The 26952-nt window shown below is 58.7% G+C and carries 27 protein-coding genes and 1 tRNA gene; 17 read left to right on the top strand and 11 right to left on the bottom strand.

The genetic code is table 11. From position 1 onward, the window contains the following. Positions 1 to 67: 67 nt before the first annotated feature. The 3 genes from EIK79_RS02465 to EIK79_RS02455 all read left to right on the top strand — a co-directional run bounded on the left by EIK79_RS02465 (position 68) and on the right by EIK79_RS02455 (position 1272). Entirely contained in the window at positions 68 to 622 is a 555-nt protein-coding gene (locus tag EIK79_RS02465; protein ID WP_124953544.1) for an NUDIX hydrolase, read from the top strand. Positions 623 to 696: 74 nt separating this feature from the next. Then, positions 697 to 882, top strand: a complete 186-nt coding sequence (locus EIK79_RS02460; protein ID WP_124953543.1) for a hypothetical protein — start codon at positions 697 to 699, stop codon at positions 880 to 882. A 138-nt stretch (positions 883 to 1020) separates the two neighbouring features. Beyond that, the gene (locus EIK79_RS02455; protein ID WP_124953542.1) at positions 1021 to 1272 is read left to right on the top strand and encodes an MTH865 family protein; all 252 of its coding nucleotides are present in this window, start codon (positions 1021 to 1023) and stop codon (positions 1270 to 1272) included. A gap of 164 nt (positions 1273 to 1436) precedes the next feature. Here EIK79_RS02455 and EIK79_RS02450 read toward each other — a convergent pair. Then, a tRNA-Glu gene (locus EIK79_RS02450) sits at positions 1437 to 1543 on the bottom strand. A gap of 120 nt (positions 1544 to 1663) precedes the next feature. Further along, the gene (locus tag EIK79_RS18920) at positions 1664 to 1798 is read right to left on the bottom strand and encodes a DUF7128 family protein (RefSeq protein WP_267900515.1); all 135 of its coding nucleotides are present in this window, start codon (positions 1796 to 1798) and stop codon (positions 1664 to 1666) included. 110 nt (positions 1799 to 1908) lie between these two features. Here EIK79_RS18920 and EIK79_RS02445 point away from each other — a divergent pair, with 110 nt between their 5' ends. From EIK79_RS02445 to EIK79_RS02435, 3 genes are read left to right on the top strand one after another with little or no spacing between them, the layout of a single operon-like run. Continuing rightward, positions 1909 to 4044 (top strand): AAA family ATPase, encoded by a 2136-nt coding sequence (locus EIK79_RS02445; protein WP_124953541.1) that lies wholly within the window; start codon positions 1909 to 1911, stop codon positions 4042 to 4044. A 46-nt stretch (positions 4045 to 4090) separates the two neighbouring features. Then, positions 4091 to 5107, top strand: coding sequence for an aldo/keto reductase (locus tag EIK79_RS02440; RefSeq protein WP_124953540.1), 1017 nt, complete (start codon positions 4091 to 4093; stop codon positions 5105 to 5107). 15 nt (positions 5108 to 5122) lie between these two features. Continuing rightward, the gene (locus EIK79_RS02435) at positions 5123 to 6193 is read left to right on the top strand and encodes an NAD(P)H-dependent flavin oxidoreductase (RefSeq protein WP_267900518.1); all 1071 of its coding nucleotides are present in this window, start codon (positions 5123 to 5125) and stop codon (positions 6191 to 6193) included. A 5-nt stretch (positions 6194 to 6198) separates the two neighbouring features. On the opposite strand, the gene EIK79_RS02430 is transcribed toward EIK79_RS02435, so the two are convergent. Together EIK79_RS02430 and EIK79_RS02425 are read right to left on the bottom strand one after the other, a co-directional pair. Beyond that, positions 6199 to 7071 carry a universal stress protein gene (locus EIK79_RS02430; RefSeq protein ID WP_124953538.1) on the bottom strand — a complete coding sequence of 291 codons (873 nt, stop codon included), beginning with the start codon at positions 7069 to 7071 and terminating at the stop codon, positions 6199 to 6201. Between the two features lie 98 nt (positions 7072 to 7169). Beyond that, on the bottom strand, positions 7170 to 8351 hold the full coding sequence (locus tag EIK79_RS02425) for an MFS transporter (protein ID WP_124953537.1): 1182 nt from the start codon (positions 8349 to 8351) through the stop codon (positions 7170 to 7172). Positions 8352 to 8469: 118 nt separating this feature from the next. Here EIK79_RS02425 and EIK79_RS02420 point away from each other — a divergent pair, with 118 nt between their 5' ends. After that, positions 8470 to 9915 (top strand): MATE family efflux transporter, encoded by a 1446-nt coding sequence (locus tag EIK79_RS02420; RefSeq protein ID WP_124953536.1) that lies wholly within the window; start codon positions 8470 to 8472, stop codon positions 9913 to 9915. Positions 9916 to 10279: 364 nt separating this feature from the next. Continuing rightward, entirely contained in the window at positions 10280 to 11224 is a 945-nt protein-coding gene (locus EIK79_RS02415; protein ID WP_124953535.1) for an acyltransferase family protein, read from the top strand. Positions 11225 to 11258: 34 nt separating this feature from the next. Here the strand turns inward: EIK79_RS02415 and EIK79_RS02410 are convergent, their stop codons facing one another. The 4 genes from EIK79_RS02410 to EIK79_RS18915 all read right to left on the bottom strand — a co-directional run bounded on the left by EIK79_RS02410 (position 11259) and on the right by EIK79_RS18915 (position 15529). Next, on the bottom strand, positions 11259 to 12425 hold the full coding sequence (locus tag EIK79_RS02410) for a FecCD family ABC transporter permease (protein WP_124953534.1): 1167 nt from the start codon (positions 12423 to 12425) through the stop codon (positions 11259 to 11261). A gap of 914 nt (positions 12426 to 13339) precedes the next feature. Beyond that, positions 13340 to 14413: a M24 family metallopeptidase gene (locus EIK79_RS02405; RefSeq protein WP_124953533.1), complete on the bottom strand. Its 1074-nt coding sequence runs from the start codon at positions 14411 to 14413 to the stop codon at positions 13340 to 13342. 115 nt (positions 14414 to 14528) lie between these two features. Beyond that, positions 14529 to 14954 carry a TRAM domain-containing protein gene (locus EIK79_RS02400; protein WP_124953532.1) on the bottom strand — a complete coding sequence of 142 codons (426 nt, stop codon included), beginning with the start codon at positions 14952 to 14954 and terminating at the stop codon, positions 14529 to 14531. A 446-nt stretch (positions 14955 to 15400) separates the two neighbouring features. Next, positions 15401 to 15529: a hypothetical protein gene (locus tag EIK79_RS18915; protein WP_267900514.1), complete on the bottom strand. Its 129-nt coding sequence runs from the start codon at positions 15527 to 15529 to the stop codon at positions 15401 to 15403. Between the two features lie 268 nt (positions 15530 to 15797). On the opposite strand from EIK79_RS18915, the gene EIK79_RS02395 reads away from it, so the two are divergent. Next, entirely contained in the window at positions 15798 to 16220 is a 423-nt protein-coding gene (locus EIK79_RS02395; protein ID WP_124953531.1) for a helix-turn-helix domain-containing protein, read from the top strand. A 140-nt stretch (positions 16221 to 16360) separates the two neighbouring features. After that, complete coding sequence (locus tag EIK79_RS17885; RefSeq protein ID WP_185715482.1) at positions 16361 to 16534, top strand: hypothetical protein; 174 nt, start codon at positions 16361 to 16363, stop codon at positions 16532 to 16534. A 126-nt stretch (positions 16535 to 16660) separates the two neighbouring features. Here EIK79_RS17885 and EIK79_RS02390 read toward each other — a convergent pair whose 3' ends face one another. After that, positions 16661 to 16936 carry a winged helix-turn-helix domain-containing protein gene (locus tag EIK79_RS02390; RefSeq protein WP_124953530.1) on the bottom strand — a complete coding sequence of 92 codons (276 nt, stop codon included), beginning with the start codon at positions 16934 to 16936 and terminating at the stop codon, positions 16661 to 16663. 448 nt (positions 16937 to 17384) lie between these two features. On the opposite strand from EIK79_RS02390, the gene EIK79_RS02385 reads away from it, so the two are divergent. Together EIK79_RS02385 and EIK79_RS02380 are read left to right on the top strand one after the other, a co-directional pair. Then, positions 17385 to 18413 carry a DUF1616 domain-containing protein gene (locus tag EIK79_RS02385; RefSeq protein WP_124953529.1) on the top strand — a complete coding sequence of 343 codons (1029 nt, stop codon included), beginning with the start codon at positions 17385 to 17387 and terminating at the stop codon, positions 18411 to 18413. Positions 18414 to 18419: 6 nt separating this feature from the next. After that, a complete protein-coding gene (locus EIK79_RS02380) occupies positions 18420 to 19001 on the top strand; it encodes a metal-dependent hydrolase (RefSeq protein ID WP_124953528.1) in 582 nt (193 codons plus the stop codon). Between the two features lie 7 nt (positions 19002 to 19008). Here the strand turns inward: EIK79_RS02380 and EIK79_RS02375 are convergent, their stop codons facing one another. Beyond that, positions 19009 to 20613: an alkaline phosphatase family protein gene (locus EIK79_RS02375; protein ID WP_124953527.1), complete on the bottom strand. Its 1605-nt coding sequence runs from the start codon at positions 20611 to 20613 to the stop codon at positions 19009 to 19011. Positions 20614 to 20780: 167 nt separating this feature from the next. Then, the gene (locus EIK79_RS02370) at positions 20781 to 21335 is read right to left on the bottom strand and encodes a DUF7344 domain-containing protein (RefSeq protein ID WP_124953526.1); all 555 of its coding nucleotides are present in this window, start codon (positions 21333 to 21335) and stop codon (positions 20781 to 20783) included. Between the two features lie 421 nt (positions 21336 to 21756). On the opposite strand from EIK79_RS02370, the gene EIK79_RS02365 reads away from it, so the two are divergent. The 5 genes from EIK79_RS02365 (at position 21757) to EIK79_RS02345 (ending at position 26892) form a co-directional block, all read left to right on the top strand. After that, entirely contained in the window at positions 21757 to 22782 is a 1026-nt protein-coding gene (locus EIK79_RS02365; protein WP_124953525.1) for a Gfo/Idh/MocA family protein, read from the top strand. 1 nt (position 22783) lies between these two features. Next, a complete protein-coding gene (locus tag EIK79_RS02360; protein ID WP_124953524.1) occupies positions 22784 to 23767 on the top strand; it encodes a glycosyltransferase family 2 protein in 984 nt (327 codons plus the stop codon). Beyond that, the gene (gene wecB, locus EIK79_RS02355) at positions 23760 to 24827 is read left to right on the top strand and encodes a non-hydrolyzing UDP-N-acetylglucosamine 2-epimerase (protein ID WP_124953523.1); all 1068 of its coding nucleotides are present in this window, start codon (positions 23760 to 23762) and stop codon (positions 24825 to 24827) included. The genes EIK79_RS02360 and wecB overlap by 8 nt, the downstream gene beginning before the upstream one ends. Next, positions 24820 to 25761, top strand: a complete 942-nt coding sequence (locus tag EIK79_RS02350) for a polysaccharide deacetylase family protein (protein ID WP_124953522.1) — start codon at positions 24820 to 24822, stop codon at positions 25759 to 25761. The genes wecB and EIK79_RS02350 overlap by 8 nt, the downstream gene beginning before the upstream one ends. 126 nt (positions 25762 to 25887) lie before the next feature. Continuing rightward, positions 25888 to 26892, top strand: a complete 1005-nt coding sequence (locus tag EIK79_RS02345) for a GNAT family N-acetyltransferase (protein WP_124953711.1) — start codon at positions 25888 to 25890, stop codon at positions 26890 to 26892. Positions 26893 to 26952: the final 60 nt, after the last annotated feature.

The following is a 26952-nucleotide window of genomic DNA, read 5'->3' as shown; positions in this document are numbered from 1 at the left end:
CCGGTGAAGTTTATTGGCGTGGGTGTGGTACATTCGGTCATCGTGGGGGACCCAGTGCTCGACAACGATGACGCTCAATGATCTCTGGTTTCTTGCTGACCGGGCCGCCCAGAGCGCTGAAAAAGCGTACCATCAGCTGACAAAACACTACAACGACCCACTCGAATTCACTCGAACCAAGACGGTCAGTCGGGTGCGATTTCGAACGCTTGCTGAGCGGATCTCTCGATCGGGTGCCCCCTACGGGTCACACACGATCGTCTATCGACCCACAGGGAAACTCCTCCTCGTTCGTCACGAGGAGGTCGATATGTGGGTACTCCCAGGTGGCCAACTCGATACCGGAGAGTCCTTTCACGACGCCGCACGGCGTGAACTCGCTGAGGAAGCAGGAATCGACGTGACGTACGACGGTCTGGCGACGCTCACCCGTGTTGAGGTGGTCTATCGGGACCACCGAACGTGGGGCGTCATGCCGGTGTTTGCGGCCCGAGCGAACACCGTCGAAACCGATGTCTGTGATCCGGACGGTGAGATCAGCCAAGCGCGCTGGTTCTCCGAACTCCCCGAAGATACCCGCGATCGGGAAGATCTCCTTGCCTGGCGAGCAGACGTATTCTGATGACGTTCTTGGATCAAAAATCCATTCACAGCATCTGGGAAAATTTTTTATGGTGTTGTTTCTAATGCAGTCCCATGATCGGAAGTGACGTTCCGTACGTTTACGATCGGTTCGATGACACCGAGATCAGCGACGCACCGGTGCCGGTTTCGGAGACGAGCGCCGGGATGGGACACGAGACGGTCATTACCAACGGGGTGGCGATGAGTTTCCGATCCTACCAACGCAGAAAACGAGATGGTTACGTGACGTTCGAGTAGTGTCGTGTTCGATCCCGATCGATGTAGACGGATGTAGTGTCAACTCCGTAGATCAATTTTGGAAAAATAAACTTCGGTTCTTTTTGCAGCAGTTCCGTGCAACTTTTTGGTAGCGTCGACGCTTATTGGTGATGTATCATGGTAGATAAAGACGAACTCCGAGAACAGATGCTCGACGCGTTCGGCGGTGCCGACTACCCGATCAACAGTCCGATGGATCTTGTCCCTGCGCTTCCCAGTGGGCCATCGACGAAGTTCGAATCGGGCGACTTCTCCATGACGGCCATGGAACTTAACACCAAACTTGGCAGCGGTGACTTCCCGTACGAGACGCCTGAAGCCTTCGTTGACGACGTGATCGATCAGCTCGAAGAACAAGACGAGATTTAACGCGATCGCTCCGAACGATCGTTCACGCGGGTGGTTTTTTCGCGCTCGGAGTGAAGGTGTCGATCGAGGTGCTTGTGTCGTGATGGTCGCTTACCAGCAGCGCGTGAGACACGCGTCCGTCTGTGATATGAATTACACAAAAATCGAGAATTACTACAAAACGATGCTCCGGCGGGGATTTGAACCCCGGTCATTGCCTATCTCCCCGCGACGCCCGAAAGCGAGCACGGGCGAGAGGGCAATATGATTGGCCGGACTACACTACCGGAGCGTACTTCGGCGTGTATTCACTACTCTGGGCGAGTCATGTATAATGGTTCCGTTTTGGTTTCACTGTGAGAGTCCGGTACAGACGCCCCATCCCTGCCGTTCGACGGGGCGACAGTATCCGTCACTGGATGTAGTTCGGTTCGTCTGACTCACACCGCTCTTCGTGTTCTTTCGCTTCCGTTTCGTTGTCGAACATGAGACCGCAGGCCTCGCAGGTGTGCCATGTTGTATCATCCCGTTCGACCTGTGTGACCATACATCTCTATTGGTGTTCCTCAATAAAGGAGTTGCGTGGATACCCCGGGGATATGCTTCAGTGAGACTATCGGACAATGGTCTCAAGGGGGGGTGTCACGTAACTCGAACATGGAACAAGCGGTTGAACTGACCGTTCAAAGTGCACGAAAGCGCGACGCGGGGCGTGGAATCGCACGACTCGCCAGCTCAACGTGTCGCGCGCTCGGCGTGTTGAGCGGTGAGACGATCCTTCTCGACGGACCCCGACAGACCGTTACGAAAGTGTGGCCGGGCGGCGATCAGGGTGTCGTTCGTATGGACGCTGAGACACGACAGAACGCGGGCGTAAACATCGGTGACCAGATACGCATCCGTCCGATCGACGTTACGGATGCCAGAAGTGTTCGTATCGAGCTACCGACTGTTCCCGATTCGGACGGTATCGCGTCGGCACTCAAACACGAACTGCAAGACCGGCCGGTGCAAGCGAACGAAGCGGTGTACCTCGAACGGCTCGGTGCCCGCGTGACGATCGCCGGCACGACGCCGTCCGGAATGGTCCGGATCACCGACGAGACGACCGTTTCGCTCACCGCAGAAGACGGTGACGACAGCACCGACTGGGCGTCGTCCGAGGGGACTCCCGATCAGTCCACTGAGGGGAGAGCGGAGCCGGCGACCACGCCGTCCACCTCCGACCGGATCACCTACGAGGATATCGGGGGGCTGGACGACGAACTCGAACAGATCCGTGAGATGATCGAGTTGCCCCTCTCCGATCCCGCGCTGTTTCGCCAGTTGGGCGTCGATCCGCCGAAAGGAGTGTTACTGTACGGTCCTCCCGGCACCGGAAAAACCCTCATTGCGAAAGCCGTCGCTAACGAGGTGAACGCCCACTTCGAGACGATTTCCGGCCCCGAAATCGTCTCGAAGTACAAAGGCGACACCGAGGAACGACTGCGCGAAACGTTCGAAACGGCGGCTCGGCAGGCACCAACCATCGTTTTCATCGACGAGATCGACTCCATCGCCGGTTCGCGCGACGACGAGGCGGACATGGAGAACCGGGTGGTAACGCAGTTGCTGACGCTGCTGGACGGTATCGGGTCACAGGAGGAAGTCGTCGTCATCGGGGCGACCAACCGTGTCGATACACTCGATCCGGCGCTCCGACGTGGTGGACGATTCGATCGAGAGATCGAGATCGGGGTTCCTGATGAATCGGGTCGCCGCGAGATCCTCGATGTCCACACGCGTGGGATGCCCCTCGCTGCGGACGTGGATCTCGATCAGTTTGCGACACGAACCCACGGGTTCGTCGGAGCCGATGTCCGGACACTCGTGACCGAGGCGGCGATGATCGCGCTCCGTCGGTACCGTAACACAGACAGCGAGGAGTTGACTGTTGTCCGCTCGGATCTTGAAGCGGCGATGGCCGCCGTCGAGCCAAGCGCAATGCGGGAGTACGTGGTCGAGACGCCCACAACCACGTTCGACGATGTCGGCGGACTTGAAGACGCGAAAGCCACCCTCAGAGAGGCAGTCGAATGGCCGCTCACCTACCACGCGCTGTTCGAGACAACACAGACCGAACCGCCCTCGGGCGTGTTGCTGTACGGTCCACCGGGCACGGGGAAAACGCTACTCGCGCGCGCGCTCGCCGGTGAGAGCGATGTGAACTTCATCCACGTGGCTGGGCCTGAACTCGTCGACAAGTACGTCGGAGAGTCTGAAAAAGCCCTCCGTGAGTTGTTTGAGCGCGCCCGCCAGACCGCTCCTACGATCGTCTTTTTCGATGAGATCGATGCGCTCGCTGGCCGTCGGGAAGAGTCCCACGAGGTGACCGAGCGGGTCGTCTCCCAACTGCTGACCGAACTCGACGGGATGACCGACAATCCCAACCTGATGGTGTTGGCAGCGACGAATCGACGCGAAGCCCTCGATCCAGCACTGCTCCGCCCTGGCCGACTGGAATCACACGTCGAGATTCCGCTGCCGGATGAACCCGCACGGCGGGCGATCTTCGAGGTGCATAGCGACGGGAAGCCGTACGCCGACGGCGTGGATCTCGACGCGCTCGCTGCCACTACCGACGGCTGGTCGGGTGCCGAACTCGAAGCCCTCATTCGACAGGCTTCGATGCTCGCCATCCGGGAATTCGCGTCCGATCTCGGTCCCGACGCCGCCACCGAACGCGCCGAGGAGATCACGATTACCGCCGAGCATTTCGAGGCGGCGCGCGAGCAGGTCCGAGCGGAGGCGTGAGCCGCCCGCCGGAAGCTATTTTGACGATGGTGGTGACTTTTTTTGCATGGAGTACCGACAGCTCGGGTCGACGGGAACAGCGGTATCGGAGTTGTGTTTCGGGACGTGGCGATTCGGCCGCGAAACGGGTGGTGTCGTCGAAACGGATCGGACGGCTGCCCACACGTTACTCGACGCGTTCGCGGATCGGGGCGGGAATTTCATCGATACGGCGAACGTCTATGGGTCACCCTCGGGAACTGCGGAACAGTACATCGGGGAGTGGCTTGACGAGCGCGACCGCGAAGAGTTCGTTCTCGCTTCAAAGGTGTATTTCGAGACCGACGCGAACGGCGGGCATCCCAACGACGGCGGTCTTTCGCGCACCCATATCCGGAATCAGATCGAAGGAACGCTCGACCGACTCGGCACCGACTACCTCGACCTGTACTACATCCACCGATGGGACGAGGAGACGCCGATCGAGGAGACCCTCTCGACGCTGAACGGACTGGTCGAAGACGGACGCGTGAACTACCTCGGCGCGAGCACGATGGCCGCGTGGCAGCTCACCAAAGCCCTCTGGAAGAGTGAAAGCAACGATTGGGAGCCCTTTTCCGTCACTCAGCCGCTCACCCACGCCGCCTATTATGAGGATGTCAGAGAGTATCTCGATGTCTGTTCGGATCAGGACCTCGCTGTCTGTCCGTACTCGCCGTTGGCCGGTGGCTTTCTCACGGGGAAGTACGAACGCGCCGATCCAGAAGACCCGGAGGCAGTGACGGCTCCCGACGGCTCGCGGGGGAGCTTCGATGACCAGTTTGGTGCGTACTACACGTCAGAACGAGGCTGGCACGTGCTCGACGCGATCCGCTCCGTCACCGAAGAAGTCGACGCGACGCCGGCACAGGTGGCGCTGCGCTGGCTGATGGATCAGGAGGCGTTCACGTGCATTCCGATCGTCGGCGCGCGGTCCGTCGAACAACTCGATGAGAACGTCGGTGCGACGACCATTTCACTGAGCGACGACCAGCGCCAGCGTATCTACGACGCTCGGTTTGATGCGGACGGAAATCGGTACTGAAGACGGACAGAGACGATCCATCTATTTCCCTGTCGGAGACGAGCGTCAGAAGGGATGGCAGAAATCACAACGGAGCTGACAGAGCTGTTCGGTCTGGACGTGCCGATCGTGCAGGCCCCGATCGGGAGCGCGACGTGTCCGGCACTCGCCAGCGCAGTGGCGAACGCCGGCGGAGTAGGGATGCTCGCGCTCACGTGGCGACCGCATGCCGACGCTCGGGCGTGCCTGTCAGAGACCGAACGACTGACTGACGAGAGAGGGACGGTCGGGGTGAACCTCGTTCTCGACGAGGACGCGACAACGATTCCGACGGAGGAACATCTCGATATTTGCGCCGAGCAGTCGGTCGACATCGTCTCCTTCTCGTTCGGGGACGCTGCCTCGCACGTGGATCGGGTACACGAGTTCGGTGCTGTCGTGATGCAAACCGTCGGCTCTGCCGCACAAGCCCGCTCAGCGGTCGATGCCGGTGTGGATATCGTCGTCGCCCAAGGGTGGGAAGCGGGCGGGCACGTCCAAAGCGAGGTGGCGACGCTCCCGTTGGTGCCCCGCGTCGTGGATGCAGTGCCCAAGACGCCGGTGATTGCCGCGGGCGGGATCGGTGATGGCCGTACCGTCGCGGCAGTGCTGACGCTAGGTGCGGCTGGCGCGTGGCTCGGGACGCGATTCGTCGCGACAGCGGAGGCTCACGTCCACGACCGCTACCGTGAGCGGGTGATCGACGCCGAGGAGACCGATACCGTCTACTCGACACTGTTCGATCGGGGATGGCCGGACGTTCCCCACCGGGTAGTCGAAAACGACACCGTCGATCGGTGGCGTGCTGCTGGCAAACCGGAAACAGACCGTCCTGGTGGTGGCGATCACGTGGCTACCACCCCGACCGGCGAACCGATCGAGCGGTACGCGGACTCACTCGCCGTTCCCGAAACCACAGGCAATATCGATGAACTCCCGTTGTACGCCGGTCAAAGTGTGGGTCTGATCAACGACCGTCCCACTGCGTCGTCGGTTGTCGAGGCGTTGGCCGGCGAGACTGAAGCCGCGCTCGACAGTGCAGCGTCAAACACTCGCTCGTCACATTGATCGGCTTATTCGCCGGCGGCGTCCGTCGATCGGACGGTCAACACGGGGATATCGGCCACCCGGATCAGGCGTTCAGCGACGCTGCCCAGTACGAACCGGTCCAGTCCCTTCCGACCGTGGGTGCCGAGAACGAGCAGATCGATGTCACGCTCTTCGATCGTCGACCGGATTTCCTCGTGGGGAATCCCCGGAACGACTTGCTTGGTCGTCGAAACGCCATCTGACTCCGCAGCCGTCGTTACTGCAGAGACTGCGCGCTGGCCGTCCTGTTCGAGTACGTTCTGGACCGGAAGATTCTGATCGAGCTTCGTGTCTACGACGTACAGCGCGTGGAGCGTCGCCTCGTACCGACGGGCGAGTGCGATCGCGTGCTCGATCGCGGCGGCCGAACCAGCGGTACCGTCCGTCGCAATGAGGATGTCCGTGTACGCGGTCGACCGAGGGGGATCAGTCAATCGGTTGGTCAACACCGGAACGGCTGCTGTTCGGACGATCGATGTGGTGACGCTGCCGAGCAGATACTGCCCCAACCCCGTCCGTCCGTGAGTTCCCATCGCGATCAGATCGGCGTGTTCATCCGCATACGAAACGATCTCGTGTGCCGGATCCCCCTCCCGGACGGCGTCCACGACAGTCACGTTGTAGTCGGACGCTTGTGATTGCACGGCTGCTGTCGCCCGATGGGCTGCCGCAGTGCGCGACTCCCGAACCGACTGCAGAAACGATACATCCGTGTCGATCTCCTCGAAGACCCCGAGGTCGACCACCGACAACGCGTGAACGGTGGCGTCATACCGCTCGGCCAGCGCGAGTCCGTGGGTGATCGCTCCCTCGATCCCCTTGCTCCCGTCGGTTGGAATGAGCACGTCACTGTACATGTGTCGGAGTTGGGCCGCTGTCGTCTTAACAGGCCGTGAGGTCTCATGGCTGGTCCGCAAGCAGTGCGAGACAGGTGGACGGCGTGCCGAGAAACGTGCTACAGCCCGAGCCGGAAGGTCGCGTTCACAGAGAGCGCAACAGCTGGAACGAAGAAGGCGATGGCGAGGATCCCGATCGCGCTGGCCCACCCACCGAGAGTGACGGCGCTGCCGACGACGACGCCAGAGAGGCTTGCGAATCCGATGTAGACGGTTCGGATCAGCCCGAACCCGGTGCCCCGCTCGTCGTCACTGAGCTGGTCGATAGCCCGTGACTGGACAGGCGAACTCCATCCCATGCCGACGCCGAGACAGACAACGGCCCCGGCGATCGCCGGCGTCGTCGCTCCGGTGAGTAGTCCCGCTGGCCCGAGGATTCCGATGAGGAGCACCCCGACCGTCACGGGATCGTGCCCGAATCGATCGGAGAGCCAGCCAGCAACCGGTTGGACGACGGCCACGATGATGAAATACAGCGTGAACAACATCCCGGCAGCCGACGAGGAGAATCCCACGTACGCCCGGAGGATGTACGGCAAAAACGAGAACGTCGCTACGTCGACGAACTGGCCGACGCTGGCGATCGCAGTGGTAAACGCAACGGATGGACGGGACAACAGTGACAGTAGTCGGGAGGGCTGTAGCTGTTCGTGGATCGATCTGTCAGGACGGTTCGGCGTTCGCGTGCGTACGAACAGCACGAACCCCGCGGTCAACGGAACCACGAGAGCCGCGCTGATGAGGGGCACGGTGTGCCAACCGTAGGTGACACTGAGAAACGTGACGACTGGTCCCGTGAGTCCGACGACCTGCGCGCCGACCCGGTGGATTCCGACCGCGCGACCGGTGTGCTCAAACAGATCGGACAGCAGCGCCGTGGCAGGGCTGTAATACGTTCCGGTGACGGCTCCAATAATGCTCATTCCGGCGACGATGGCTCCGCCGACGGGGGCAACAAGGAGCACCAAGCTCGCTACTCCCGTCAGTCCGAGAGCGGCGATGATCACCCGCCGCTCACCGAACCGGTCGCCCAGCGCTCCGCTGGGGAGTTGGGACAGCGCGTAAGTGATTGTGCTCGCCGTGACCGCCACCCCAATGGTGAAGACGGACGTGCCGAGCGCGGTCTGGATATCTGGAAAGACGAGCGCGAGCGCGAACTCGATGAACCGGACGCCGAAATACGCCAGCACGCACAACAACAGAACGGTATGGCGGTACCGCCACCGACCGATCTCGCTCATCTCCGTCTAGGATCATTCCACTGTCTTAATAACTTTCCCACTACATGGGAGGGTTCGAACGGGTCGTTCCTACCGGTGAACGAACTCCTATACCAGACCGGAGAGTACCGGGTACTCTATGTCTCGCGTTCCAAATCCCATCCGACTGGTTGTGCTCTGTGTCGGCCGCGTGCTTGTTCGTGTGGAGCTGGTTAGCAGCGAGCGCGCGCGTCGGATCACGGAGTTAGCGTGGCCCCGCATCGTTACCGGTGTGGCACGGATGTCGAAAAGCGCCGTCGACGTGGCGATGGTTGGCGTTGCACTCGGATCCACAGCGATCGCAGGCGTCGGGCTGGCTGGCCCGTACTGGGGACTGGCGTTTGCAGCCGGCGGCGGGCTTGCTGCCGGCACGATCGCGCTCGTTTCACAGCGGTTCGGTGCCGAGGAACTCGATGAACTCGGTCAGGCGGTCCGGACGAGCGTCGTAATCGTCGTCGGTCTTACGGTTCCGATCTCGATCGTGTTCTTTCTGTTCCCGACCGAACTGATTTCGGTGCTCAGCGACGACGCGGCGGTGATCGACTTCGGCGCGTCGTATCTCCGGTACGTGGGACTTGGTGTTCCGTTCGCAGGGCTGAACCTCATCGGCAGCCGCGTGTTCATCGGGATCGATGACGCGTGGACGCCGATGATCGTCCGTTCGGGCGGTGCGATCTCGAACCTCCTGCTGAACGCCGTCTTGATCCTCGGGCTGCAGTTGGGTGTTGTCGGTGCGGCGATCGGCACTGTCGCCTCGAATGTGCTCGTAACCGGAACGTTCGCGCTGTTGCTGCTCGCCGGTCGCGTGCCCGGAGGCCGGGAACTTCCGATCCAGATCGATCCGCTCGGACCGTATCTCAACGCCGATCTCGGGGAACAGCTGTTGGAAATCGGTGTTCCTGTTATTGGCCGTAACCTCGTCTGGACGGTCGCGGAGTTCCCAATGCTGGCGATTCTCACGCTGTTCGGATCGGAAGTCGTCGCGGCGTTCGTCATCGCTCGGCGGATCTGGGGACTGATGAACACCCCCGGCTGGGGGTTCGGTCTCGCCGCCAGCAGCCTTGTCGGACAAACCCTCGGCCGTGGCGACGAAACGGCGGCCGAGGCGTACGGACGGGAGATCGTCCGGTTTGCGGTCGCGGTGTATCTCCTGTCGGCGGCGCTGGTGTTTCTGTTCACCGAGCCGATCGTCATGAGCTTCGTCAGCCGGCCGGACGATCCGTCGGTTCCGATCGCGGTGTCGCTCGTCTCGGTCGCGTGCCTCGCGGTCGTTCTCCAAGGCGTTTCGGGAGGCGCTGCTGGACTCCTTGACGCCAGCGGTGATACACGGTGGACCTTCTTCAGCCAAGCGTTGGGGATGTTCTGCTGTTCGATTCCGCTCACGTACCTCGGCGCTACCACCTCCCTCGGTCTCACCGGACTGTATCTCGCGTTCGTCGCGGAAACAGCGATCCCAGCGACCCTCAACTACTACCGGTTCGTTTCGAACACGTGGAAGGAAGTCAGCCGGGATTATCGTGTCGATACTCGTGTGGCTGATGACTGAGGCTGCACACCTGAATCGACAACACGACGTATCTGGTGTGTACAACCACTGTCCCAAACAGCCCAGACTGGACAGGCACTACTCTACAACAGTAGATAACAAATATTTTTGAACAGTATTTTTTTGATGTATATTCTATCTGGTATGCGCAACATCTACATTCTGGCCAAAAAATATACGGGCTAATCAGACGTTCCGCCCCCTGTGACTAACCGAATCTACAGTATAGATTCAACACGAATAGTTGCAATCGTTTTTGTTATTTCGATCCATACAGATCCATTCATGGGACTTGGCACATACGGAAATATAGCCAATTTTGTCATAAATACTGCCGCAAGATTTGCTGTCCCCCTTCTTTTTCATGACATCTGGGTACTTCTTTGCGACCAACATTTCGAATACCAATATTTCTGAGTATTTCTTCCAGCGGGCCAGGAGAATCACATCGATCTACGTGTTCGGGATCCTGCTCACTGCCCCTGTGTTCCTCGTGGGCACCGTCGTGAGCACCCACATCCAACATGGAAACCTCATGAGCAACGCCACACACGAAATAATCGGGTTCATGTCTCCTCTAGAACTGCTATACTATGGTGATTCAATCTCAGAAATCCTGTGGTTTCTGCCAGCACTCTTGTACTCCTTAGCACTGATATCTCTATTCGTCACAGTCGACAAAACGAAATATCTGATCCCGGTCTCACTCGGATTCCACGTTGTCGGTCTCTTGGGAGCAAGCTATACGATGTTCGTAGATATTCCATTCCCGAATCGGGATGCACTATTTTTCGGATTCTTTTACACTAGTCTCGGCTACTACATCTCTGCCCACGACTGGCAACCGGCCACCGAGCGAAGCAAACTGTACCTCGGGGCGACCGTTCTCTTCGGCGTACTCCATATCGCAGAGCGATACGTACTTGGCTACATTATGGCTGAGCGGACGTTTGCTCACAGCGTCTACGCACCGAGCTACACGATTGTAACCGTTCTACTGACCGTTTCGTTGTTCCTCTTTCTCCTCTCGCGGCCGGCGCTCGGGAAATCTACCCCATTACCGTCGCTTGGCAAATACGCCGTCGGGGTGTACGTAGTCCATCCCTCTGTTTTGTTCGTTTTACAAAACGGAAGTGCTGTTTTAGGCCTGCTCGGATACGGGATCGAGAACACGATCGTGTGGCATCTCATATTGACCCCCGCAACGTTCATTGGGTCGTTGCTCATCTACGCCGCGGCTGACGAACTTGGACTGGTTGAGATCGGTGGCAGCCACCTTCCACGATTGGATCAGCTTCGAGTGTGGTAAGCCCGTCCTTGGTGTGGTTCGGAGCTGTGTTCGATTAGACGTCTCCGAGCTGCTGCCGTTTCCGCATGAGATAGAGGAAATACGGCCCTCCGATGAGACCAGTGACGACGCCGACAGGGAGCTGTTGGTTGGCTGCACCGATCAGTATCGATGGGCCAAGCCGAGCGCCGACATCAGCGACGACCATCAACGCCGGACCAGTGAACAGGCACCCGACGATCAGCTTCTTGTGATCGTTTCCGACGAGGGTTCGAACTAGATGGGGAACGATCAACCCGACGAAGCTGACGACGCCTGCGACTGCGATGCTCACAGCAGCGGCGAGCACGGCAACACCTGAGAGCGCAAAGCGAACACGCTCGACGGACATCCCTAGTGATTTCGCTGTGCGTTGACCGAGCAACAACACGTTCAGCTGTCGGGCGCTGATGATGGACAACGCCATGACAAGTATCGTCCACGGCAGCGCTATCCGGAACTGCGTCCAACCCACGCCCGTGAGCGAGCCCGTCATCCACGCCATGGCGGTTTGGGCGGTGCCGATGTCGGTGGCGAAAAAGAACAGCGACCGCTGGAGCGACTGAAACACCGTTGCTACGATGATGCCCGCCAACACCAACCGGACGGGACTGGTTCCGTTTTTCCACGCGATCGCGTACACGATGGTGAACGCCACTGCGCCCCCGAGCGCCGCGACGATCGGGAGCCACGCGGTGAGACCCGTGAACACGACGAGCGTGAGCAAGATCACCAACCCGGCACCGTGAGAGATCCCTAACACGAACGGACTTGCGAGTTCATTTCGCGTGACCGCTTGAAAAATCGCGCCCGACACCGCGAGGTTCATCCCGACGAACACGGCGAGCAGTACCCGTGGCAACCGGATGTTCCAGACGACGGTCGTCGATGTGTCGAGTTCTGGAAGCGTCCCCGTAAAGCCCGTTATCGATCGCATTACGGAGTCACCGAGTATGAATTTGGACAGCCACCGGAGATCGAACAACACAGCCGGGTTGAACACCGCCTGCCATACTTCCGTGAGCGACATCTGGTAAGAACCGAAACTCACCTGTACCAACCCTCCGACGGCGACGAGCAGTACGCTTACCCCACACAACGCTAGCAGCGACGGATCAAAAAGCCACTGTAGCGGCTTCGAATCAGATCGGGGACGCGTGACCGAGGACTCACGCTCGCTCATCGCGCTTGCTCACCACCTCGTTCTCGCCCACCGGACACCTGCGGGATCACACGATCTGTGAGCCGTGGGATCACGACATCCCGTCTTCGTTCGCCGCTCATGTGTTTAGGCTAGCCTAATACATTATAAGCACACCGGAACGACACGCACTACTGACTGTGGCTACCTGAAACCGGTGTCACTGCTCTGAATACAATTAATTATACACAGATTCGGATGGGAACGGGGACGGTTCACCTGATGTTTGTTTACGGATCTTCGATTTTGTGCTCTATAGCACAATGAAATGCGCATATATCCTGCTGCGTTTATTTGTTGTGATTATCGTGGCTAGTCCTAATCGTATTCCATCGTGTGACGGTTGAGTGCACTGGACTGTATGACCAATACAAACATATGTTATTGTATACTCGCTCCGGTTTCACAACCGGTTTTCCTGATGGTTAGGATGACGTGTCTCGATTCGGTTACAGGCGTACGTTTGTAATTCTATTTCGGTGAGACACGCGTGATTGACGATTCGCGTCGTCGTATGGTCGTCGAATATGTTAAACTTCCTTGTCTTAGAGGACAAACGCCTACTACCGCTGATCGAAAATGTATGGTTACTGTGAGTGAGTAGTATGAAGCGATCTCACCTACCAACGAAATTAAGACGCGGAAAGGACGAGTGTGTGCGATGGTCGTCCACGGCGGTCAGTTGCTTGCCACCACGCGGTCTGAGTTGAGTGGTCAGTATCCATTCTACAAGCAATCAGTAATAAAAATAATGTATTAATATGGCGTTTTGATACAGCGGATCCAATCATAAACAATCCTGTAGTAAACCCGTCGACGCATCCGCGGGACGACACCGACCCGTTCCTCGCCGCGCATCCAATGACTTATGAATATCACGGAGCGATCGAACCGAGCTACTGGACGAGAACGTCGTGCTGTGGGAGAGAGAGATCAAAGCCGACAGCGTCCGTCGATGTCGTGGGCCACTCCCCGGTTCTGGTGAGTGTTTCGAACCCGTCATCGGTGACGATAACGGTGTCCTCGCATTTCGCGCCTTGGACGGTGGGATTCCACGCGTACCCCATCGGGAGCGTGACGGGGGCGTCCGAATCCGGCGTTGCGATCCACTCGCGCGTAGCGTAGCCCCCGGCCCCTCCCTGGTGGTGGAGTCGCCATTCATCGGGATAGCCGACAGCCGCATAGGCGTCCTGAATGGCCCCAAACACCTCGCTTGCGGTTCCACCACGAAGTCCAACGTCACGGGTCGCGGCCAACGCCGTCGCGTGGACCCGTGCGGCCGCGTGGTGGCGGTCCGAGAGCCACGCGGGTGGATCGAACGCGACCGTTCGAGTGATCGAGATACAGAGTCCGGCACGAACGGTACACAGTGTCACGATGGCGTACGCGCCTACGGCCGCGTCTGTCGGTGTAAAATGCCGGTGGCGCTGGACCCGCTCCGCGCCGCCGACGAGCGCGACGGGGACGGTGATCCCCCGTTCTTCGAACGCGCGTTTCAACCGCGCCGTAACCGTTCGTTCGGACGTGTCTGTGGATAGTGACCGACACACCTCCTCGACTACTGTCGCGGTCTCCGCTCCGAGTGCACGGTACTGTTCGATGTCATCGTCGGTGAGTGGCTGTCGGTACGGCGAGATGTCGATGGAGTCGAACCCTGAAACGTCGAAATCAGCAGCTGCAGGCGTTGGTGACCGCTCTGCGACCGCCTCAGCGAGCGTCGATTCGTGCCACTCATAGGATCGGACCGTCGTCTCGGGCAACTCCTCGCGGATGCGATCTGCCTCGTTGTTGGCGGTGACGATCTCCATCGAATCGCCGTCGTAGCCGGCCGCAGCAACGCCAACGGGATCGGTAACTGTGATGACATTGTCACTCCCAGTGAGCCAACTGAAGGCGTTCGGTCGCGCGAACCAGACGGCTTCGAGTGAATTGTCAGTGAGCAGCGTATCGAGCGTGTGACGACGTTTCATACGCTATCGATCTGTCACCCAGCAATATAAGAGTTGCAGAGGAACGCTTTCATACCGAGTACAGTCCCGTGGTACTCGGCTACAATAGGGACAGCTGTTTCAGTTTCATTCCCAGCTACGCAGACGGCGTTTCGTCGGATGTCGGCTCAGAGGCGATTTCGTGGTCGGTGGCATTTGCGAATGCAACCGACGGGGTGACGCGCTCGATTTCGACTTCGATCTCCTCACCGGGTTCACCGCCAGGCACGATGATCACGTACCCCCGCTCGACCTTGGCAATCCCGTCGCCCTCCCGTCCCACGGCTTCGATCGTCACTGTTCGTTGCTCACCTTCCGACACCGGCGGTGTCGAGTCGACGGACTCCGGTCGCCGTTTCACCTGCTGGCCGGGTGTGTTCAACAGCGCGACCCGGTACACGCTGTTCTCCCGAATCGTCCCGTGTGAAACTTCTTCCATCGGCACCTCGATGACGTAGTTCTCGTCGCGTCGTTCGATCGTTCCGGTGAACACTGTGCGGAGCGCGTCCGAAATTTCGACCATATTTCGACACACGGACCCACCCGTTAAGAAAACATCCCTCTGCGTTAGCAACCCATGTCAGAAACGCTCTGGCAGTCGAACGAACAACGCCACATCAGTGGCCGTCTCCCACGTGACCGATACGGAGATCTTTGGATTGAGTGAGGTGAACAAAAATATTCGTACTCTAACGCCGTTTCCCACTGAATGATCGATCGAGACGCGAACAATAGTACTGTTGTAATGGATGACTGTGATACTTACGAGCACGTCATCAACTGGAGAGAGGCACTGATTCGGGTGTCCGATAGACAAAAGGACGGAAAGAAACCCGACCAGCGTTTATTTCCTCTTCTGTCTCTGCTGAGCGGTAGAGGTCGCGGTAAAGACACGATATCGCGTGGGAGCGTGTTCGCTACTCTTCATTGATCACGGTAGCAGCTGCGACGCTTGACTGACGCGTTGTGTTAGAGACCTGGGGCCATCCCGAGGTATACCGCAACGATGTATACCCCACAAACGGCAGCGAACAAGAGGATGAACAGGATGAGATAGTCGTACATCCCCTGAATCGTCATCGGTGACGGAAGATTCATACAGGATCGTACAGGGTGTAGGTCAATAACGCCACCGGAAAATATTACATACCTGTAAGAGAAAGAGTTGACAGCGATGATCGATCCCTGTCGACATGTGACGTAGTAAGACAACTGATGATGGGTTCATGTGGATGGCGGATGAGTTGTTCGGTTGGAATCACGATCGCACGGAACGAGCCAGTAGTAGCGTGTCAGCCCGTTTCGATCGAAATACATCACACCGCGAAATACTTAGATTTTTTTACCTATAGATAGTAGCCACGCTATGGACAAGCTCGCAGACATTTCGGGTGATCGCCTGTTGGCGGCCCTAGAGGAGGCCGAGAGTGCGAAGGCCACAAAGCGTCTCATGATCGCGTTGGCGTATAAAGACGGTGTTTCGGTCGATACATTGAGTACACGGTATGGGCTATCGCGTTCGACAGTGTACTCGTGGCTTGATCGTTTCGAATCCCGGTCGATCGAAGCCGCGATCGAGGATGACTCCCGACCGGGACGACCGCCGAAACTGGACGATGTACAACAAGCGGCAGTGCGCAACGCGCTCGACGCGTCCCCTACCGATCTCGGTTACGAACAGTCGATATGGACGCCGGAGCTTCTCCAAAAACACATCGAGCGCGAACACGAAGTTTCGTACTCGCTCGGCCACGTCCGTCGCATCATTCGGGAGCTATCTGAGGTATAACGCCAACTGAGTGGCACTCATGATTTCGTCGTGATCGATCGACCGTCAGATGCGCGTGGTTGTCGAACTCGTGGGTTTCGAGCGCTCTCAACTGTGTAAGCAGCTAATAACTTTGCTGAGTAAGAACGTATCCGGCAGTGATGTCCGAGTGGCTGACCGAAAGTGACTGGGAGCGCATCATTTCGTTTGCGAATGCCAGTATGCACGAGCGAACACCAGAACTGTTACTGCCCGAATCGGATGCAGGCATCGACGGTGGCGAGACCCGCTCCCAGCCGGAGTCCGACCCAGTAGAAACGGCTTCCGACGACTAACCACGGCTTACTGCTTTTTTACGACAAGATCCAGAGGGTTCCGAATGAGACATCGTTCGACAACAGAGGAGGACCTATCGGTGTTCTTCACCACGCTCCGACCGGATCGATCCGGTTGCGATCGGTTCAAACGAGATTTTCGGCCTCGATCGTCTCCCAGATCTCTGTCCCATGCTCTGTGATGCCGTAGACGCGCCCTTTTCTGCGGTCTTCGGACACGAGCAGTTCAACCAGAGACCGTTCCCGAAGCCGACCCAACGCGCGCGAAACGTGTGAAATCGATATCTCAGCGTCGTCGGCGATCTGCGATGGGGTCGCAGGACCGACCGCGAGTCGTTGGAGCACGGCAACTCGGTAGTTAGAGCTGATAACGAAGCTCACTTCGTCCCAGTTTTGTGTCATTGGATACCCTCCATGGTGTCACAGTCGTCCTTACAGCGTTCCGTATTGCTCGAAGACGGGTTTAGTAATATACCACATACCGCACTTGTCGGTGTGTCTCTGTGGCTGTTCCCCCGTCGGACAGCAGCGCTGTTTGTGAAATATGGTTCGAACCGTCGTATCGAGCCGGTATCTGTTCTGTTTCGCATAAATTACCACGATCCAAGTCGTTTTCGCCGTTCGGTGTGCGATCTATCATCCGATTACTTCTGATTCGGTCCACGGGACAGTCGGGCTTGCACTCGCGGAGTAATATATGTATAACAATGCGTGGACGCGGGGTGAAAAGGGACACGGGAATGTACACCACCGATCGCTGGCTGTGGTACGGATGTAGACGACAACCGGTAGTGATGAGAAAACGGACCATACCGAAGCGACGACGCAACCGAGCGACAGTGGGGCGGCGATGACTAACACGACGGATTCGTGGAATCATCGGATACAGATCGGACTAGTACTCGGTGAAGTCATCGCGGTCATCGGCTTTGTGGCGGCCGCGGATTTCGCCGTGCTTTCGTTTCCGCTTCCAGCTCGCGTAGCGGTTGGGCTACCGTTGTTGTTCTTCTTCCCAGGCTACGCCCTGTTGTCGGTACTGTTCCCCTCCAGTCAGTTTCGGACCAGATACGGTGCGCTTGACGCGTTTTCCTCCGGAATCGACGGTATCGAACGCGCGGCCCTGTCGTTTGGGGTGAGTCTTGCGTTGCTGCCACTGATCGGTCTCGTCTTGTGGACGCTGTCTCCCGTGGGGTTTGGCGTCCGAGTGCTACTCGGTGTGCTGTCAGTCGAGATCGGACTCGGCATGATCTACGGAGCGTACCGGCGCATCAAACTCCCACACAATCAACGCTATCGTCTCCCAGTCGATCGCTGGCTCTCGGGGCTGTGGTCCGACAGCGTCGACAAAGGAGTACTCGGCACGGCGATGAACCTGCTGTTGGTGCTGTCGGTCGTTGCAGCCGTGGTAGCGCTCGGCTATGGGGTGTTGGTGCCCAACGAAGCGGAGACATCCACTGGTGTATCGATTCTCACACCCTCTGGCGGCGAACTCACGTTCGTGACGAATTCAACGGCCGTGACCGCCGGTGATCGACTCACCCTGTCGATCACCAATCGGGAGGAACGAACGGTCACGTACACGACCGTCGTCGTCGTACAGCAGATCGATTACGATGGGCAACGGACGAACGTGCGCTCGTCACAAGAGTTACAGCGGCTGCAAACCACTGTCAGAGCGGGTGCAACAAGTCGTGTGAACCACACCGTCACGCCATCGGGCCGAGGATCGAACCTCCGGCTACGGTATCTCGTTTACAAAGGCGAGCCGCCAGCGGTCCCGACCGCAGCCAACGCGTACCGTACGGTGTACATCGGACTCACCGATCCAGGACCGACACCGTTACAGCGAAACCAGACGCGCGATATACGGGGGCGCTGACCACCAATGTGGCCGTGGGAACATCTCGCCGTCGGCTATCTGTGTTACTCGTTGTACAGTCGGGTGCGAACCGGTTCCCCGCCCACGGAGTGGGCAACGATCGCGCTTGTGGTCGGAACACAGTTCCCGGACATAGTGGACAAACCGCTCGCGTGGCAGTTCGGACTGTTGCCCTCCGGAAACTCGCTCGCCCACTCGGCACTCGTTGCGGGCGTGTCCTCCGCGCTCGTTCTCGTGGTTTCACATCGCCGGCGGGTTCCACAGCTCGGGATCGCGTTCGTGATGGGATATCTCCTTCACCTCCCTGGGGACGTGCTCTATCCGTTGGTGTATGGCAACGGACTGTGGACCGAATTCCTCTGGTGGCCGTTCGTGTCGGTCGGTTCAGGAGAGAGCTTCAGTGTTCTCTCGAAGGTCTCTCACCTTCTCAAGCGAACCGGTGGCTTCCTCATGACTCCGGCCGGTCGAGCGTATCTGGGTGGCGAGCTGGGTTTACTGCTGTCGACCATCGTCGTGTGGTGGTTCGATGGCCGTCCAGGGATCGGCGTCGTTCGGACTGCTCGCACCGACACCGTTAAAACGAGCTGAACGACAGTCACTCGATGTATCCGAGGTCCGCAAGCCGGTCTTCGATCGATTCATCGGTAGTCACACGCCGATATTCGAGTTCGAACGGTGAATACTCCTGCTCACCGACCGAATCGACGATCGGGAGCACCCGCCCGTCCATGGCGACGTCTGCTGGCACATCGAACGTAGCGAGCACAGTCGGCGCGATATCGAACAGATGTGCGTCTGTGAGTGGTGTTGCCTCGTCAATCGACTCACCGAGGGCGGCGATGACTCCCTCGCGTTTGTGATTCCACGGCTCGTTCGGCTCGCTGAACTGCTGCGTGCCGATTTGGGTTGAGAGGAACTGATCGAAATCCGTTGGTATCGTCACGATATCCGGTGCTTGATCAGAGAACGGGCCGCTGAACTGCTGTTCGCGGCGCACGACCGATTCGAACACTGGGTTGCCGGCCGGCGTTTCGACCGCTTGCAAGCGGTCGATGAGATCGGACCGGATCGATTCGTACTCTCCTTGGGGAACGATCCCTTCCGGCTCGCGTCCCTCAAGATTGATCCGAACGCCTAGCTCGGTCCGGGATCGCATGTACGCCCGTGACCGGGGGAAATCGACCTGCTGAGCCGCGGTACTGATCGCCGTCGTCGGGACGTGCCGGAGCACGAACTGCTTGAGACCCAACACCGAGAGGAGCGATTCGATGCGCTGGCTCGTCATTCCGAACCGCGCCGCCACTGCCGTCAGTCGCTCAATGAAGCTCGTATCGTATCGTGTGGCGCTGACGCCTCGCTTGAGTTGTCGGTCACGAACGGCGGACCACGACGGCATCCCGATGCCGCCGTTGGTGGTTTGGACGTACCCCTGTTGGTCGAGATATTCGTTGACCAGAAACGTCCGTCCGTTGTACGGACCCATCCCGTGATCGCTCACAACGATGACGTTTCGAGGCGAACAGACATCGATGATCTCTCCGATCTGCCGGTCGACCGCGCCGTACACCCGTTCTAATTCAGTCCAGTCGCCCGGCCGCTTGTGACAGATGGCGTCAGTCCATTGAAATTGTACGAACCCGAAATCCGGTTCGAAGCGATCGACGAGATACCGGAACGCGTCGCCTCGCATTCGGACGCAGTCGGTCGCTGATTCGACCGTCCCGTACACCTTGTACTCACCGATCGCGTCCACCATCTCCGAAAACAGTCCCGGAGGATGACATTCGGGCGATTCGGGAGCGGTGTAACCGGGGACCAGTGCGCCATCAAACGGTCGAGGTGGATGCGTAACGGGGACGTTGACGACGACGCTTCGGTAGCCGTGTTTATCGAGATACTCCCACAACGAGCGTCGACGAACGTGCGTTGCGTTGACGACGCTCCACTCATACCCCTCGAAGTCGAGAAAATCGAACACGCCGTGCTTCCCCGGATTCATCCCTGTGTACAGGGAGGGCCACGCGCTCGCGGTCCACGGCGGAATCTGCGATTCGAGCGCGCCGCTGGCCCCCTCGAACAGCCGTTGTAAGTTCGGCAGTTGGTGTCGATCGAACTGTGGTTCGAGTATCGATCGAGCTCCCGCGTCGATGCCGATTAACAACGTCTGCAGACCCCTCGTTTCATTACTCGACTCGGACATGGATAGTACACCCCTTGGATATGGCGTTCGTTCTCATTTCTAACACTCGTTGGTCTCGTACTGCGCCCCGAGGGCACACGCGTTCGATCGTCGGTACTGGTGTGAGTATCGACTGGCAGAGGGACGCTGTAGCCATCCCCATTGCGATCGGTGTCTGGTGGGTGATCTCACTCATTCTCAGTCACATCGATCGGCAGCTGTTGGTTGTCGTGTCTCACCCACAGGAGATGGACGAACGATGTAATGCCGAACAGAAGGAGAATGAGCACCCCCGCTACCGTCGCTGAAAACGGACCGATGTCAATTAGCCCGATCACGAAAAGCACGACGCAGACGATCGTCAACAACGGATACACGAACTCCCACGGTATCTCCGGACCCGCTTCGTCTGGGAGATACGCGTCGACAACACCGGCTGCCTGTGCGAGAGTGACCTCGCCACTGTCCGTGTCGTACTCCACGATGCCGGCGTCAGCCAACTTCGGGATGTGGGTCTGATACAAAGACACGTACGCCCGTTTGCGTTCCTGGTCGCTCAGTTCCTCAACGGGAGTTTCGTACTCCCACGCGGCTACTTCGTCAGCGAGTGCTGTCAACGCGAGCGAATCCGATTCAGACCGAAGATAATGCAGTACGAACCGACGTCGAGGGCTACTCAGGAGATCGAAAACGAGATCCTGTGATAACGGCTCTGAATCCTCTTCATCTTGGTCTTTTGACATGTCATTATCCGTCGGGCTTGTGGTCGTCGCCACCGAGTCGAGACGTTCACCGGTTACGGCCTTTGTTACACTCGTCCTACGACTCGTAACCCGGTGTTACTGTCTCTCAGATCACGATCGAGATCCCGTCTACAGCCGAGTAAGAGCCGCGTTCGATCGTTAATCGGGGGGAGAACGCAGGAACGTCATTGCCTGAAACCATTTTCAGAAATTCGTTATTACTCGATGAAATCTGAGAATAACAAAGCAATGAACTGGTGTCGCCTCTGTCGTATGGCGCTACTTCGAACCTGCACACAGGTACTGGGACTGGGTTCCGTCCCGAGTCCGAGCAGAGTGTGGCCGGGCTGTACAGTATCTCCTGTTTCGCAGGCAGTTGGCGCGATAACAGATTCCCATGACACCCGCTCTAAAGCAAACCATGTCTGAGCAGATTTCAGTTGGGGTAATCGGCGTCGGTACGATGGGAAGTCACCACGCACGCGCTTATTCAGAGTTGCCGCGTGCCGATCTCGTTGGTGTCGTTGACGAAGACGATACGTGTGCGCAGTCGGTCGCAACGGAGTACAGCACCCGCGTTCTTGATCGCTCAAGCGTGTTCGACCGGGCCGAGGCGGTTTCGATCGCTGTTCCGACACACGCCCACGCCGAGGTCGCACGTGAAGCGATCGACGCAGGGGTCGATGTGCTCATCGAAAAGCCGTTTGTCCGTGAACCGGCGGTCGGACGAGACCTCATTGAACGCGCTCGTGAGCAGGACGTAGTTTTGCAGATCGGGCACATCGAACGGTTCAATCCCGCGATCCAGACGCTCATGGACATCCTTGCGGATCTCGACGTGATAGCGGTCGACGCGCGCCGGCTCGGTCCCCCAGTCGACCGGGACCTCGATAAGAGCGTGGCGTACGATCTGATGATTCACGACATCGACGTTCTACTCGCGTTGCTCGGAAGTGATCCCCTGTCAATCAGCGCCGTTGGGTGTCACGACAACCGCCACGTCACCACGACGCTGCAGTTTGATGATGGAATCGTCGGTACCGTGACGGCGAGTCGGCTCACCCAACAGAAGGTGCGGGAGTGTTGGATCACGGCGAGAGACTGTCTCGTGATCGTCGACTACATCGAACAGTCGATTCGAATCCACCGCCACTCGCTACCGGAGTACGTTCAGTCCGCCAATGGCGTTCGCTACCGCCACGAAAGCATCACTGAACGGCCGACCGTCGAGAACGGTGAGCCGCTCAAAGCGGAGCTGTCGTCGTTTCTCGACTCGGTAAACGACCGGTCCGAACCGGCCGTCACGGGCGTCGATGGGCTGCGGGCGGTGGAAGTCGTCCGTCAGATCGACTCGCTTGCGACTGATCCCGCTGCAGGGGCGGCCAGCGATGCTGTGACTCGACGACCGATCGATACGAGCGGTTCCGATTTCACTGGAGGGATGTGAGATGTACCGAGACCACACCGTCGGCGTCGTGATCACCGCTTACAACGAGGAGGGACTGGTCGGTGATGTCATCGACAGTGTCCCCTCCTTTGTCGACGAAGTGTACGCTGTAGACGACTGTTCGACCGACAACACGTGGGCGGAGATCACCGAGCATATGGCAATGGCACCGGCGGAGACGTCCTCGTTTCCGCTGCCCGACGGCGGTCATCGCTCCCAACGCCGTGTCGTTCCCGTTCGCCACGAGCAGAACCGTGGTGTCGGGGGTGCGATCAAATCTGGCTTTCAAGAGGCGTTGGACAGCGGCGTGGATATCGTCGCCGTGATGGACGGCGATGGACAGATGGATCCCGCTCACCTCGATCGGCTGCTCGATCCAATCGTCGACGGACGCGCCAGCTACGCGAAGGGGAACCGGCTGGCGAAGCGGTCACATATAGAATCGATGTCGTGGTTCCGGCTGTTTGGCAACGTCCTGTTGACGATCCTCACCCGGATCGCAAGCGGCTACTGGCGCATGCGCGACCCGCAGAACGGTTACAACGCCATCGACACGGCGACACTGGAACGGATTCCGCTGTCGCAGCTCCACGACCGCTATGGCTTTCGAAACGACGTGCTCATTCGACTGAGTGTTGAGGGGGCGACCATTGCGGATGTCACAATGCCGGCGGTGTACGGCGAGGAGGAGAGCGGTATCCATTACACCGCGTTCATTCCTCGACTGTCGTGGCTCCTGTTGGGCCGGTTTTTCTGGCGGTTGCGAACCGAACTACGGCGGAACTGGCTGCTCTCTCCGTCGATGTCAGAGTCTGCGAGTCTGTTCGCTGGTCTCGTGATCACTGCTCGGTTGCGCACACGAGAGCGGACGCCGCCGTGGCTCACTCTGCTCGGCACGGTGCTCAGCGGACTGTTAGTCGTGTTTACGATGGTCGAAGAGCGCTACGCGAACGACGAGACGATATCCATCGAGGACAATGAGTAAGCGCGTTCTGTCAATCGTCGGTGCGCGTCCGCAGTTCATCAAGGCGTTTCCGGTTTCGCGAGCGCTTGACGGTGAACACCAGGAGACCGTCGTTCACACCGGTCAGCACTACGACGCGATGCTCTCCGACGTGTTCTTCGAAGAGTTGGACATCCCTGAACCCGCGTACAACCTCGGCGTCGGATCGGGGAGCCACGCCGACCAGACCGGGCGCATGATGATCGAGTTGGACAGCGTGATGGCTGCGGAGTCCCCCGACGTGGTGATCGTTTACGGAGACACCAATTCGACGTTGGCCGGCGCGCTCGTCGCCGCAAAACGATCAGCCTCGCTGGTCCACGTCGAAGCCGGACTGCGCAGCGGCAACCGAGCGATGCCCGAAGAACACAACCGGATCGCAACAGACCACCTCGCTGATGTGTTGATCGCACCGACCGAACGAGCGGTGGAGACGCTCCGTGCTGAGGGCGTTGGCGGTGAGGTGCACGAGACCGGCGATGTGATGTACGACGCGTTGTTGTACGTCCGTAACCGGGCAAGCGAGCTATCGACTCTTCGGTCGGATCTCGGGATCGACTCGACGGAGTACGTTCTTGCGACGATTCACCGAGCTGGGAACACAAACGACCGTGATCGACTCGCCGGGATCGTTGAAGGACTTGCGAGCGTCGACATTCCGGTCGTCGTGCCGATCCACCCGCGCACGGAGCAAGCGCTCCACGAGTACGGGCTGTTCGAGACCGCAAACGAGCAGCTCACGATCATCGAGCCGGTCGGTTACCTCGATTTCGTCCACCTACTCGACGGTGCTGCGCTGGTTGCGACCGATTCCGGCGGTGTCCAGCGCGAGGCGTTTTATCTGGACACGCCGTGTGTTACGATGCGCGACGAAACCGAGTGGGTCCAGACGATCGACTGTGGATGGAACACGCTCGTCGGTGCCGACCGATCCCGGATCAGTCGCGCACTCGCCCGGATCGATACGCCAGCAACGAAACCGCAGTTGTATGGAAACGGGCAGGCCGCCCCACGAGTTGCTGAGGTGATCGCTGATGCATGATCTTACAACAGATGTAGACGATGACACTAGTGTCAGTAACAGCCCGTTTGCGCTGTGTCTCACTCACGATGTCGATCGACCGTACAAGTCGTTGTTCCAAGCGCTGTACTATGCGTTGGTCGATTCCGATCCGTCGCACTTGGCGTCGACGCTCCCGGAAGAGAACCCCTACTGGCAGTTCGAGACGATCATGTCGCTCGAAAATGATTTAGGGGTCCGGTCGGCGTTTTATTTCCTGAACGAACCGGATCTGTTCCACGAGAAGCCGGTACAGGCGTGGACACAGTCGGACAACTGGATCCAGCAGATGGGGCGGTACGACATCACGGATTCGGAGGTCGCGTCGATCATCCGGACGCTCAACGCCGACGGCTGGGAGATCGGACTGCACGGCTCGTACCAGTCCTACAGCGACAAGCTGCGTCTCACCTACGAGAAGGCGGTTCTCGAATCGATCCTCGGGGAGACGATCCTCGGCGGCCGTCAACACTATCTTAATCTCGACGGATCGGAGACGTGGCGCTATCACGCCGAGATGGGACTGCGGTACGACGCTAGTCTCGGATCGAGTACTGAGTACGGATTCACCAACGGATACGGAGTCAAACGACCGTTCGACGACGAGTTCATCGTCTTTCCCCTGACAGTGATGGAGACCACACTCCCCGATCCCGGGGAGCACGCCGAGCACGCGCGAACGGTGTGCGAACGACTGCTCAGCGAGGCTCGCGACCATGGGGCGGTCATGACTGTCCTCTGGCATCCTCGATATTTCAACGATCAGGAGTTCCCCGGCTACGCCGATCTGTACCGGTTTCTCATTGAACGCGCACGCGAGTTGGACGCATGGATCGGTCCACCCGGCGAACTGTATCCCCATCTCGTGAATCGAGCTACCCCCACAACGAGCAGCAAACTATCCGAACGGAGCTGATGAGTGATACGCTATGATCGAAACGAACGCTACGCGATGGATCGTAACCACGAACGAAGCGACGCAGAGACGGAGCTGTCCGCTCCGACCACAATCACGAGAGGGACAACGATGAGCACGAACTCGATCGAAACCCGCAGCCTCTCCCTCGAAGAATGGAACGACGTGCTCCCCGACTCGGGGACTGAAGTGTTCCACACAGCCCCGGCACTCGAAGCTGTCGACAACCACACCGAGGGGGAACTGCAGTTGTACGGTGGTTTCAAAGGCGATCAACCGGTGGCGTTGTTGCCAGTGTTCATCGATCACAAGGCGGTCGGTCGCGTCGTGACATCGCCGCCGCCGTCGATGGGAATCCCGCGGCTCGGACCGTTGTTGTTATCGAACAGTCCGAAACAAAGGAAGAAAGAGACGGTCAACTACGGCTTCACGGCGGAGATCCTCGACGATCTCTCCGTCGACGCGAGGTTGACGTTGTTCCGTATGATCTGTCCGCGGGCGTACGCCGATCCACGGCCGTTTCAGTGGAATCAGCTCAAGGTGACGCCCGAGTTCACCTACATCCTCGATCTTGCGGATGTGACCGACGATACGGTGATGGATCCGTTCAGTCGGAGCCTCCGAAACGAGATGCGTCGCGGGGAAGAGATCGATGTCACCGTCGGTATTGAGGGACGGGGCGCAGCCAAACGCATCTGGGACTCAGTCGGATCCCATTTCGAGGAGCAAGGGATGCAGCCGCCGATCGCGTGGGAATTCGTACGCGATCTCCTTGAAGCGCTGCCCGAACACCACCGGGTGTACGTTGCGCGAGAGCCGGATGGATCGTTCAGCAGCGGTATCATCGTTCTCTACTCCGATGACACCGCCTACTTCTGGCTTGGGGGGATCATGACGACGTACGACGGCGTGAGCGTCAACAGCCTCCTCCACAAGCGGGTCATCGAGGACATCGTCACGGAGCCACAGCTCGAATCGGTGACGCGTTACGATCTCGTCGGTGCGAACACGGAACGGCTCTGTGAGTACAAGGGGAAATTCAGCGGCGATCTGGTGCCGTACTACGTCGTCGAATCAGTCGGCCCAGAGATGAAACTCGCCAAAGGAGCGTACAACTTCGCTAGCCGATAGCCGAAACGATCACGAGAACCACCAGCCGACCACGACGACTCGAATCGCAGCGCTCTCAGA

This window comes from Halocatena pleomorpha, assembly GCF_003862495.1.
GTDB lineage: Archaea > Halobacteriota > Halobacteria > Halobacteriales > Haloarculaceae > Halocatena > Halocatena pleomorpha.
This window is presented reverse-complemented; position numbering and strand designations above follow the sequence as displayed.

Excerpts from the sequence above, each read along its gene's own strand:
- EIK79_RS02360 (WP_124953524.1), top strand. The coding sequence starts at position 22,784 with ATGTACCGAGACCACACCGTCGGCGTCGTGATCACCGCTTACAACGAG.
- EIK79_RS02465 (WP_124953544.1), top strand. The coding sequence starts at position 68 with ATGACGCTCAATGATCTCTGGTTTCTTGCTGACCGGGCCGCCCAGAGC.
- EIK79_RS02365 (WP_124953525.1), top strand. The coding sequence starts at position 21,757 with ATGTCTGAGCAGATTTCAGTTGGGGTAATCGGCGTCGGTACGATGGGA.
- EIK79_RS02445 (WP_124953541.1), top strand. The coding sequence starts at position 1,909 with ATGGAACAAGCGGTTGAACTGACCGTTCAAAGTGCACGAAAGCGCGAC.
- EIK79_RS02400 (WP_124953532.1), bottom strand. The coding sequence starts at position 14,954 with ATGGTCGAAATTTCGGACGCGCTCCGCACAGTGTTCACCGGAACGATC.
- EIK79_RS02375 (WP_124953527.1), bottom strand. The coding sequence starts at position 20,613 with ATGTCCGAGTCGAGTAATGAAACGAGGGGTCTGCAGACGTTGTTAATC.
- EIK79_RS02350 (WP_124953522.1), top strand. The coding sequence starts at position 24,820 with ATGCATGATCTTACAACAGATGTAGACGATGACACTAGTGTCAGTAAC.
- EIK79_RS02430 (WP_124953538.1), bottom strand. The coding sequence starts at position 7,071 with ATGTACAGTGACGTGCTCATTCCAACCGACGGGAGCAAGGGGATCGAG.
- EIK79_RS17885 (WP_185715482.1), top strand. The coding sequence starts at position 16,361 with ATGTCCGAGTGGCTGACCGAAAGTGACTGGGAGCGCATCATTTCGTTT.
- EIK79_RS02385 (WP_124953529.1), top strand. The coding sequence starts at position 17,385 with ATGACTAACACGACGGATTCGTGGAATCATCGGATACAGATCGGACTA.
- EIK79_RS02370 (WP_124953526.1), bottom strand. The coding sequence starts at position 21,335 with ATGTCAAAAGACCAAGATGAAGAGGATTCAGAGCCGTTATCACAGGAT.
- wecB (WP_124953523.1), top strand. The coding sequence starts at position 23,760 with ATGAGTAAGCGCGTTCTGTCAATCGTCGGTGCGCGTCCGCAGTTCATC.
- EIK79_RS02415 (WP_124953535.1), top strand. The coding sequence starts at position 10,280 with ATGACATCTGGGTACTTCTTTGCGACCAACATTTCGAATACCAATATT.
- EIK79_RS02390 (WP_124953530.1), bottom strand. The coding sequence starts at position 16,936 with ATGACACAAAACTGGGACGAAGTGAGCTTCGTTATCAGCTCTAACTAC.
- EIK79_RS02420 (WP_124953536.1), top strand. The coding sequence starts at position 8,470 with ATGTCTCGCGTTCCAAATCCCATCCGACTGGTTGTGCTCTGTGTCGGC.
- EIK79_RS02405 (WP_124953533.1), bottom strand. The coding sequence starts at position 14,413 with ATGAAACGTCGTCACACGCTCGATACGCTGCTCACTGACAATTCACTC.
- EIK79_RS02425 (WP_124953537.1), bottom strand. The coding sequence starts at position 8,351 with ATGAGCGAGATCGGTCGGTGGCGGTACCGCCATACCGTTCTGTTGTTG.
- EIK79_RS02455 (WP_124953542.1), top strand. The coding sequence starts at position 1,021 with ATGGTAGATAAAGACGAACTCCGAGAACAGATGCTCGACGCGTTCGGC.
- EIK79_RS02410 (WP_124953534.1), bottom strand. The coding sequence starts at position 12,425 with ATGAGCGAGCGTGAGTCCTCGGTCACGCGTCCCCGATCTGATTCGAAG.
- EIK79_RS02380 (WP_124953528.1), top strand. The coding sequence starts at position 18,420 with ATGTGGCCGTGGGAACATCTCGCCGTCGGCTATCTGTGTTACTCGTTG.
- EIK79_RS02440 (WP_124953540.1), top strand. The coding sequence starts at position 4,091 with ATGGAGTACCGACAGCTCGGGTCGACGGGAACAGCGGTATCGGAGTTG.
- EIK79_RS18920 (WP_267900515.1), bottom strand. The coding sequence starts at position 1,798 with ATGGTCACACAGGTCGAACGGGATGATACAACATGGCACACCTGCGAG.
- EIK79_RS02460 (WP_124953543.1), top strand. The coding sequence starts at position 697 with ATGATCGGAAGTGACGTTCCGTACGTTTACGATCGGTTCGATGACACC.
- EIK79_RS18915 (WP_267900514.1), bottom strand. The coding sequence starts at position 15,529 with ATGAATCTTCCGTCACCGATGACGATTCAGGGGATGTACGACTATCTC.
- EIK79_RS02395 (WP_124953531.1), top strand. The coding sequence starts at position 15,798 with ATGGACAAGCTCGCAGACATTTCGGGTGATCGCCTGTTGGCGGCCCTA.